Raw genomic sequence first — 9,559 nt, forward strand, 5'->3', positions numbered from 1 at the left:
TCTTTAAATTAACTATATTCTATTTCTGTATCACTTGCTTCCATATCCAATCCCGTCCTATAATTTCCGCACACGTGAAAAGCGCGGTCATAGTTACACCTTGCACACCATGCACCATCAGGCTTTGTCCTGTGAGGAACAGGTCGGGAATGGGCGTACGCACCGGAAGCATCCCTCCAAACGGACTGTTGAAATCTTTCCGCATGCCGTAAGCCGACCCGTCGGGAGTATGCACATAGTCACGGTATGTAAGCGGAGTACTGGTATAACATTGCACGACCGCTCTCCGCAAACCAGGTATACACGATTCGGCCAATGTCATACAGGCATCTGCCATACGGAGTTTCATTGCCTCATACTCCGGTCCTCTCTTACCTACTTGGGTAAATATCCATGGACGGCACAGACTCCAGTCCATCGGAGCCAATAAATCGATTTGCCGCACATACTCTCCTCCATCGTCCGGAACATGACTGGCTGCCAATACTCGGTCAATTTCTCCATCTGACGGATATGTCCAAATATCAGGATGCCGATATACATAGTAATTCCAGTTCGCATAAGGCAATGCATGAGGTTTCAGGCACAACGATACCGTAAACATCCCATTGGTGTTTTCCTGCCGGCATATCCGGTGACGATACACATTCTTCAGCAATCCCCCTTGCTTCAACATCCGGCACATCTCTGCCGGATGGGTGGCACAAATGAATTGTATCCCTTCGTAAATTCTTCCGTCCTTACACCGGACTCCCGTCAGTTGACCTTCCTTTTCCAGTAATTCATCTACTTCCGCATTACATATCACCTCGCCTCCCTGCGAACGGATTTGTTCTGCCAACGCCTCTGCTATCAGCGAACCACTGCCTGCAATCCGCCAACTACTGCCCACATAACCACAATAGCCATGAGCAAATGTAAACAACGGCAATGTGTCTTTTCTCAGTTCCATCTTCAGTGAAGCACCACTCAGCACGTCGACCAGCAAAGAATCGTCAAACTTCTCCTGCAGATACCGGTACGCATTGGTCTCCAACATCCAAGTATGGAAATCCATATCCGATGAATGAGGGTTCAAGGCATTCAGCTGCATTTCTTCCGTCCGCTTCAACAAATCAGCATATTGGTATAAGGCATCTCTTTTCGCCGGAAACTCATCGGCAAGCATTTGGGCAAACCGGTCATAACCTTGTGCCAGTGCAAAGGTACGCTTTCCTATCATCACACGGTCGACCACCTCATCCATGCGCTTCCACGGAAGTTTCATCAATCCCAAATAGTCGAATACCCGACGCAAGAGTTGTCCTTCCTCCAGTCCTCCCACATAATGGAACCCTGTATCAAACTCCATTCCTCCCCGGCGATAACTCTGGATACATCCACCTGTATGCTTTCCTTTCTCCAGCACGAGCAGGCGTTTTCCCGCCCGTGAAAGGATACAGCCACACACCAGTCCCCCCAGTCCGCCTCCTATTATTATAATGTCGTATTTCATTTCTTCTTCTGAATCATTCTGAACACAGCGGGCTGTAGCACATAAGAGATAATAACAGCCGCCAGCAATCCGACCAAGGTAGAGAAGCCCACCGAACGGATTGCCGGATGTACCGCAAACAACATCGAGCCTACAGTTACCACTAATATAACCGCACTGAAGAAAATAGCGGTTTTATGGTATCCCAGCAATCGCGTGTCGCGTTCTTCTCCTATCAGTCCACTCATAACAAAGATGCTATAATCCACTCCGATACCAAAAATAAAAGTAGAGATAATGATGTTGATAAGATTAAAACTCATATCGAACAACACCATCATTCCCAATACAATAAGCCAACTGAATACAATCGGCATAAATCCCAGTAACGTATACCGGATATTCCCCCTGAAGCTGAAAAACAAGACCAGCAAGACAAAAAGCATAGAAACCCATTGCAATACACTGAAGTCATCGTTCAATTGCATCAAAGTATCCGTAGTATAATAATAGGTATCCAACACCAACATGTGAGGCTGTGTTGCAATAGCATCGCAAATACGATGATAATCGCTCGTCTTGCTACGCACCGTATCATTGGCGCATCTCACCGACGTAAAACACAGGTATTCGCCATTATACGATTGCTCCATTAATGTAGACTGATATCCTGCAGGGATGATACCCGCCTCATACAAGGCATCCGGATGATAATCGGCAGTAGCATATTCGAAAAACAAGTCAAAAGCTTCGGGACGCAAGCCAACCTGAGGTGCCGTACGGGTAATCAACTCGTGCACCCGTTTCAGACGGTCTTCGTTCCAATATGCTTTCCAGGCATCTATACGTTCTTGTTGCACACGTAAAGGAACGAATATCCGGTCGGTACGTGTATAGCCTTTCACCAGTCCTGCCTGCTGAAGCGAATCCAGTTTCCGGGCCATTCCGGCAAAACGCTCCACCGCCTCTTCCATCGTAGCTCCAGAAGTGGCGAAATATTTCTCTTTATCGCCCGTATACGTCTTGCTTCGCAACAATTCTTCCGAATAGGTGGTAATATCTGCCTTATATCCCAGGTTATGCATATCAGCATCAAAACGTGTGCCTCCGGCCAGGTAAAGTCCGATACAAGCCACAGTTACCACCAGAATAACAATCAATAAAGGTTTGCTTCTGTCGAACGGCACTGCATTGATACGGTCAATTAAGGCAAAGGCACGCCGGTTCAACTTATTTCGCTTCGGACTTAAGAACTGCGGCAAATAGATCAAGCTGAATGCCGTAGTGCCCAGAATGGCGAAAGTGGCAAAAAGTCCGAAGTCCTGCAACAACTCGGTACGAATAAATACTACTCCCATAAACGAGCCAATGGTTGTAAGACAACCCAGACACACCGGCTTGACTTCGTCACGCAAGACCTGTTCGGGATTACCAACATACTTATAATGGGTGATGATGTGTAACACATAACTGAATGCCACACCCAAAATAACCGCTCCGATACCCAATGCCAACAATGAAAATTGTCCCTTGATGAAATACATCAAAGCAAGTCCGAATAACGTTCCGAACAGGACGGGCAAGACCAACAAAGGAAGTGTATCCCAATTGCGATAGCAAACAAAAATAAAAGCCAATACGAAAAGCAACGAACCGGAAAGGGTGCCAGCCAAGTCCGACTTGATTTGTTTCGAATTATAAAAGCCACTGGCAGGCGTACCGTGATAAGCTATCTTGATGTCAGGAGCCGTCTGGGCAAATTGAGCTATCTGTTCATTCAACATCGTAAACAAAGCAGAACCTTGACCTGTATTAGTTGCCGAATAGCGGGGCGTAATAAATGCCACACACACCGTAAAATCACTTACGAAAATATGCCCGTCAAGGATTTTATAACCTCCTTTTTTCTCTCCAGCTGATGCCGGCAAGAATTGCTCCTTCAGAAGCATACGCATACCTAGCGGATCCATCTGGATAAGTTCGGGATATAACGTGCCTATCGGGCTGAGCAAATCCTTCCGGTTCATCTCCATCTGCCGGCGAAAATGCTTTTCGGTCAGCATCGTGTCGATGCAGGCATAAAAGCTTGTATCGATATAAGCAGGGAAATGTCCACTCAGGTAATCAATGGCATCCGGCAAGAGTTCTTCAGGCAAACGGTAAAACACATCCCCTATCACCCGGTGTAATGAATCGGACAAGGCATCCTTAGCCTGCAACGAATCAATAAAGGCATCACACACCTCTGCCATACGTTCGGTAGAAACACCCTCTTTGCCTTCGAACACCAAAAATGTCTTGTCCTTAATACGCAAGTTGGCAAAAGCCAGCTTGGTCGTACCATCTTCGTTTTTCGAAGAAGGCATCAGTTTATTGATGTCCTCCTCCAGATGAATGCATGAAGCACAATACCCAAAGAAAGCAAACGACACAACCAGAGATATCCAACACACCATACGATGACGCCGGAAAAAACGATAAATTCTGATGCAAAGTTCTGTCATTTCTCTATCTCTCCTTTAAATTCCATATACGTAATACCTGCATCGGATAGAGTAGCGGTCAACAGGAACCTCCCTTCCCCCAATACCTGAAAATGCAGACGGAGATCCAATTCGGGACACACATCGGGAGATGCCAGCGAAGTAAACCGGCATTGTTTAATGAAAACAATAGATACACATTTGCCTACCGCTTCTTCCACACATTCTTTCATCATCTCGATATTACATGCCCCCGGACATACTGGTCTGCCGGGGAAATGCCCCCGATATACATCGCATCCGGGCAACAAAGCAACATGAAAAAGAGCGTCTTCGGCTCCATAATGTGCACTATATACCTTATAATAATTGTTTCTGAGTAACATGTCTCAACTCTCTTAAATGGATATTTTCATCTGAGTATCTGCTACCGGAGTACCGTTGCCGGAAGTCTCTCCTCTTACCAGAGTGATGCCTTCCGCTTCGGCTTCTATTGTAATCCGGGTATGCAGGATTTCTCCCGTTTGCGGACAACGGTAGCAATGGAATTTCTTCACTTCACCAATATATCCTACCGGAGGTTCGGAAGCTCCGGCCTGCAAAGCCCAATAACCGGCAAATGCCAAAGCCGACTGAGCAATATGCTCAATGATTCCCGCCTCTTCCAATCGTCCGTCCGGAGCAACAAAAAAATTGTCCGGACGGATTTCCAACGAAGTTTCCGCATACGCATGCTCCACCTTATCCAGCCTGTCGACCATGATTATCGGCTCACGTTGTGGAATCAACGCCTGTATATCCACTTTCATCATGCCGCAGGCAAATGTGATTCGATATAATCATACAAATCGGTAAACGTCTGTATCTGACGCAAGTCCGAAACAGGAATCTTCACCTGATAAGTCTGCTGGATAAGTGCCACCAGGTCTACCAGACTCAGACTGTCCAGCGAAAGGGTTTCCTTAACATTTGCATCGGGAGTCAATGTAGATGCTTCTACTTCAAATTCTTCTGCCAACAACGTGTTGACTTTTTCAATGATTTCTTCGCGTGTCATAACTTAGTTTTTATTTATTTACTTAATTTATAAATCATCATACAAAACAGCTCCATCGTATCCGTCATCCCTCATTCCGGACAATCAACGTCGAATTTGTACCTCCAAAGCCGAACGAGTTCGACAAGAACATATCGAAATGTATGGGACGCGTCTCCGGAAGCACATGAATACGGGCTGTATCTTCATCGGGATGCTCGAAATTGATGTTTCCGGCTATGAAATCATTCTTCATCATCAGAATGGAATAAATCAGTTCGCTGGCACCAGCCATCCACATCTCGTGCCCTGTCTGGCTCTTGGTGGAAGTGACCGGTACCGGAAGCTCACCAAACACCTGTGCTATCGCCAGTGCCTCCCGGCTATCACCGATACGTGTGGAAGTGGCATGAGCATTGATGTAACCTATCTCATCGGGAGACACGTTCCCATTCTTCAGACACAGTTCCAGCGAGCGTGCCGGACCTTCTACATTGGGAGTAGATATATGCGCACCGTTGCCCGAGAATCCCCAGCTTACGACTTCGGCAAGGATAGGAGCACCTCGCTTTACAGCATGTTCGTAACTCTCTACAATCAACGTAGCTGCCCCTCCTCCAGGCACCAGACCATCCCGGTTCTTATCGAACGGACGACTTGCCTTGGCAGGTTCGTCCTCACGTATGGAGAACGACTGGATGCCATCGAAAGCCGCCACGCCATACATATTGGCTTCTTGCGCTCCACCGCACACGATACAATCCTGCAAGCCATTTCGAATAAGCAAATACGCAAGTCCTACCGACTGGGAGCCTGAGGCACAAGCGGCGGATGCTGTCAGATTGATACCTTTCAATTTAAACAGACAAGCAAGGTTCATAGTCACGGTAGAGTTCATCGACTGGAAAATGGTACCGCTTCCACATGCCGCCGTATCGTGAAACTCACGAAACTTGTCAAGCCCGGTCATAGTAGCTTCAGACACCGAATCATTTCCATAAATGATGCCTATTTCATGCTGCTCGATATAGTCAGGCTCCAGTCTGGCCTGCTCCAGTGCCGCACGTGTAGCCATATAGGCATATTGCGCCTCTTCGGGCATAAACTGACGCAGATTGCGCGACACAAAAGGTTTCAAGTCGGGCTTGGCTATCTGTGCACATAAAGCCGAACGGAATCCTGCATCCTTACGTTCAGGGCTGAATACGATTCCACTTTTTCCTGTATACAAAGACCGGCACACTTCATCCAGTGTCGTACCCAGACACGACCAGATACCCATACCGGTTATTACTACTCTTCTCATATTCTATCAGTTTATTATTTTATTCCAACACTTTCCGATAACACCGCCTCCTTTTCACGATTTCCGGATGTAGAGGTTTCCATTGCGAAAGTTCCTTTACGTTTGTTTCCAATTGCGGCCCTGTTTCTGCCCAGGTGAAACCATACTTGTTATAGACCGGTATCAGATCAGCAAAAAACAAGGCATTCACACCCAATCCCTGGTAATCAGGGCGGACAGCTATCAGAAAAAGTTCTGCCTTCTCTTCCCGTTTCCATTTCAATGCACGCAGCAACGGATACCATCCCCACGGGAAAAGTCTTCCACCTCCCTTCCGTAACGCATTCGAAAGACTGGGCATCGTTATCGCTACGCCTACCAGCTCACCTTTCTCATTCTCTATCACAGGAAGCAACTGCAAGTCAAGCAAAGGCAAATAACGTTTCAGATAGCCATCTATCTGCCTGTCCGACAATTCGGTATATCCGAATAAAGGAGAATAGGCAACATTCAATAAATCGAATACTTTCTTACCATAATTACGTTCTGAAATGTCGGCCGAAGTCAGCTTCCTTACCTGCAAACCAAACATTTCTTTCGACAATTCCGCCACACGGGCATATTTAGGTGGAATCTCCTCGGGAACCTGTACACGAATCTGAACCCAATCGACTTCTTTCTCATAACCCAATGCTTCCAAATGACGGGGATAATACGGATAATTATAGATGGTAATCATAGAACTGACCTGATCGAAATCATCCACCAGCATACCTTCCTTGTCAAAGTCGAAAATTCCCATCGGTCCCTGTATCGCATTCATTCCCCGTGTCCGCCCCCATTGTTCTACAGCACGAAGCAAGGCTCCCGCCACCTCAATATCATCGACAAATTCAATAAAGCCGAAACGAACGTTACGCGTATGCCACTTTTCGTTGGCACGATGATTAATGATGCCGGCAATCCTCCCTACCGTATCTCCATGACTATCATAAGCGATGAATGGCTGAATATCCGAGAAATCAAGCCCCGGATTTTTCCGTTTGTCGAACGTCTCACGTATATCCATATCCAAATCAGGCACATAATAAGGACAATCCGCATACAACCGATGGGGAAACCGTACGAAATCGTCCATTTCACGCCCGGTCTGAACCTCTTTTACTATCAATTTTTCCATAACGATGACGAAATTATAAAAGGTGAACCTAACCGCCAAAACCAAGTGTGATATTGACGAACTTTAGTGAAAAAAAGAACAAAATTCATCCGGAAAGCCTCCTTATTCCGATAGTTGCAAAGAGGATAGGCTTACATTTTTCCATTTCAGAATAACGATTCAAAACAAATTAATATGAATACGGACACTTATACTATATGTGGTGAGAAAAGGCACAATTTCATACCACGCATGGTATAAAAAACATACGTGCCGGAAACGATGTCCTGCAAAAATAAACCTCCGCAAAAATTAAACACGTTTGCGTTGGAATTTTCAACACCCTGTTTTCAATTCTCAATTTAAATGAGTACCTTTGCCCAATCTTTCAATTTTATACAGAACTGAATATGCAGGAAAAGATTATTATTCTCGATTTCGGCTCGCAAACCACGCAGCTCATCGGACGCCGCGTGCGCGAACTGAACATGTATTGCGAGATTGTTCCCTACAACAAGTTCCCTTTCGGCGACCCTTCCGTCATTGGTGTGATTCTGTCGGGAAGCCCTTTCTCGGTTTACGATGAAAAGGCTTTCAAAATCGATTTGAGCAATATCCGTGGCAAATATCCGGTTTTGGGCATCTGCTACGGTGCACAATTTATGGCATACACCAACGGAGGCAAGGTAGAACCTGCCAATACCCGTGAATACGGACGGGCACATCTGGCTAAGTTCGACCACGATAACCCGTTGCTGAAAGATGTCCGTGAAAACTCGCAAGTATGGATGAGCCATGGAGACACCATTACGTCTCTACCCGAAAACTTCAAGATTATCGCCTCTACCGACAAAGTAGCAGTTGCCGCTTATCAGGCAGAAGGAGAAAAGCTATGGGGGGTACAGTTCCATCCTGAAGTGTATCACACTGAAGACGGCACACAAATCCTGAAAAACTTCGTAGTAGACATCTGCGGAGGCAAACAAGACTGGAGCGCGGCGTCATTCATTGAAACTACAGTTGCGCAACTGAAAGAACAATTAGGTGATGACAAAGTAGTACTCGGGCTGAGCGGAGGTGTTGACTCATCAGTAGCAGCCGTGTTGCTCAACAAAGCCATCGGCAAAAACCTGACTTGCATCTTTGTCGACCACGGTATGTTACGCAAGAATGAATTCCGCAATGTACTTCATGACTATGAATGCCTTGGTCTGAACGTCATCGGTGTTGATGCCAGCGAAAAATTCTTTACCGAACTGGCAGGCGTGACCGAACCCGAACGCAAACGCAAAATCATCGGCAAAGGATTCATTGACGTATTTGATGAAGAAGCGCACAAAATACATGATGTGAAATGGCTGGCGCAAGGAACCATCTACCCCGACTGCATCGAATCGCTCTCCATTACCGGAACAGTAATCAAAAGCCACCACAATGTAGGCGGATTACCCGAAAAGATGAATCTGAAACTTTGCGAACCGCTCCGTCTCTTATTCAAGGACGAAGTACGCCGCGTAGGCCGTGAACTGGGTATGCCCGAACACCTCATCACCCGTCATCCTTTCCCCGGACCGGGACTTGCCGTACGTATCCTGGGCGACATCACCCGCGAGAAAGTACGCATCCTTCAAGATGCCGATGATATTTTCATCCAAGGTCTACGCGATTGGAAAACAAAAAATACTGAAGGCAAAGAAACTGCGCTCTACGACCAAGTATGGCAAGCAGGTGTCATCCTTCTACCTGTGCAGAGCGTAGGTGTAATGGGTGATGAACGCACCTACGAGCGTGCAGTCGCACTACGTGCCGTAACAAGCACTGATGCCATGACCGCCGACTGGGCACACCTTCCTTATGAATTTATGGCAAAGGTATCGAATGACATCATCAACAAGGTGAAAGGCGTAAACCGAGTTTGCTACGATATTTCATCGAAACCACCTGCCACAATCGAGTGGGAATAAAAAAAAGAATGTCCATCAGCCGATACATATCTTCGTTTTCAGGAGATATGTATTGGCTAATCAGGACATTCATTAAGAAGATGTTTTGAATTTCTCCAAAAAGTTTTTCTTGGCTTGATGTATCCGTTTTCGTGTGTGCTTTGGGCGATTTTTTGGTC

At 46.3% G+C, this 9,559-nt stretch carries 8 protein-coding genes; 1 reads left to right on the forward strand and 7 read right to left on the reverse strand.

The window, feature by feature from the left end; all coding sequences use genetic code 11:
- Positions 1–19: 19 nt before the first annotated feature.
- From H9625_RS09605 to H9625_RS09635, 7 genes are all read right to left on the reverse strand, one after another.
- A complete protein-coding gene (locus tag H9625_RS09605; protein WP_087207439.1) occupies positions 20–1,495 on the reverse strand; it encodes a phytoene desaturase family protein in 1,476 nt (491 codons plus the stop codon).
- Positions 1,492–3,978: an MMPL family transporter gene (locus H9625_RS09610; RefSeq protein WP_191764082.1), complete on the reverse strand. Its 2,487-nt coding sequence runs from the start codon at positions 3,976–3,978 to the stop codon at positions 1,492–1,494. Before H9625_RS09610 ends, H9625_RS09605 begins: the two co-directional genes overlap by 4 nt.
- Positions 3,975–4,343, reverse strand: a complete 369-nt coding sequence (locus tag H9625_RS09615; protein WP_022041018.1) for a hypothetical protein — start codon at positions 4,341–4,343, stop codon at positions 3,975–3,977. The genes H9625_RS09610 and H9625_RS09615 overlap by 4 nt, the downstream gene beginning before the upstream one ends.
- Before the next feature lie 12 nt (positions 4,344–4,355).
- The gene (locus H9625_RS09620; RefSeq protein WP_022041017.1) at positions 4,356–4,769 is read right to left on the reverse strand and encodes a beta-hydroxyacyl-ACP dehydratase; all 414 of its coding nucleotides are present in this window, start codon (positions 4,767–4,769) and stop codon (positions 4,356–4,358) included.
- Positions 4,766–5,014 carry an acyl carrier protein gene (locus tag H9625_RS09625; RefSeq protein ID WP_022041016.1) on the reverse strand — a complete coding sequence of 83 codons (249 nt, stop codon included), beginning with the start codon at positions 5,012–5,014 and terminating at the stop codon, positions 4,766–4,768. Before H9625_RS09625 ends, H9625_RS09620 begins: the two co-directional genes overlap by 4 nt.
- A gap of 64 nt (positions 5,015–5,078) precedes the next feature.
- Positions 5,079–6,299 carry a beta-ketoacyl-[acyl-carrier-protein] synthase family protein gene (locus H9625_RS09630; protein ID WP_191764084.1) on the reverse strand — a complete coding sequence of 407 codons (1,221 nt, stop codon included), beginning with the start codon at positions 6,297–6,299 and terminating at the stop codon, positions 5,079–5,081.
- Positions 6,300–6,318: 19 nt separating this feature from the next.
- The gene (locus H9625_RS09635; protein WP_087396426.1) at positions 6,319–7,458 is read right to left on the reverse strand and encodes an N-acetyltransferase; all 1,140 of its coding nucleotides are present in this window, start codon (positions 7,456–7,458) and stop codon (positions 6,319–6,321) included.
- A gap of 389 nt (positions 7,459–7,847) precedes the next feature.
- On the opposite strand from H9625_RS09635, the gene guaA reads away from it, so the two are divergent.
- The gene (gene guaA / locus H9625_RS09640; protein ID WP_022041013.1) at positions 7,848–9,401 is read left to right on the forward strand and encodes a glutamine-hydrolyzing GMP synthase; all 1,554 of its coding nucleotides are present in this window, start codon (positions 7,848–7,850) and stop codon (positions 9,399–9,401) included.
- Positions 9,402–9,559: the final 158 nt, after the last annotated feature.

The sequence above is a fragment of the Phocaeicola intestinalis genome (genome assembly GCF_014837065.1).
Taxonomy (GTDB): Bacteria; Bacteroidota; Bacteroidia; order Bacteroidales; family Bacteroidaceae; genus Phocaeicola; species Phocaeicola intestinalis.

Bases quoted from the DNA above. Each gene is read 5' to 3' on its own strand.
- H9625_RS09610 (WP_191764082.1), bottom strand. From the start codon at position 3,978: ATGACAGAACTTTGCATCAGAATTTATCGTTTTTTCCGGCGTCATCGT.
- H9625_RS09635 (WP_087396426.1), bottom strand. From the start codon at position 7,458: ATGGAAAAATTGATAGTAAAAGAGGTTCAGACCGGGCGTGAAATGGAC.
- H9625_RS09620 (WP_022041017.1), bottom strand. From the start codon at position 4,769: ATGATGAAAGTGGATATACAGGCGTTGATTCCACAACGTGAGCCGATA.
- H9625_RS09605 (WP_087207439.1), bottom strand. From the start codon at position 1,495: ATGAAATACGACATTATAATAATAGGAGGCGGACTGGGGGGACTGGTG.
- H9625_RS09615 (WP_022041018.1), bottom strand. From the start codon at position 4,343: ATGTTACTCAGAAACAATTATTATAAGGTATATAGTGCACATTATGGA.
- H9625_RS09630 (WP_191764084.1), bottom strand. From the start codon at position 6,299: ATGAGAAGAGTAGTAATAACCGGTATGGGTATCTGGTCGTGTCTGGGT.
- guaA (WP_022041013.1), top strand. From the start codon at position 7,848: ATGCAGGAAAAGATTATTATTCTCGATTTCGGCTCGCAAACCACGCAG.
- H9625_RS09625 (WP_022041016.1), bottom strand. From the start codon at position 5,014: ATGACACGCGAAGAAATCATTGAAAAAGTCAACACGTTGTTGGCAGAA.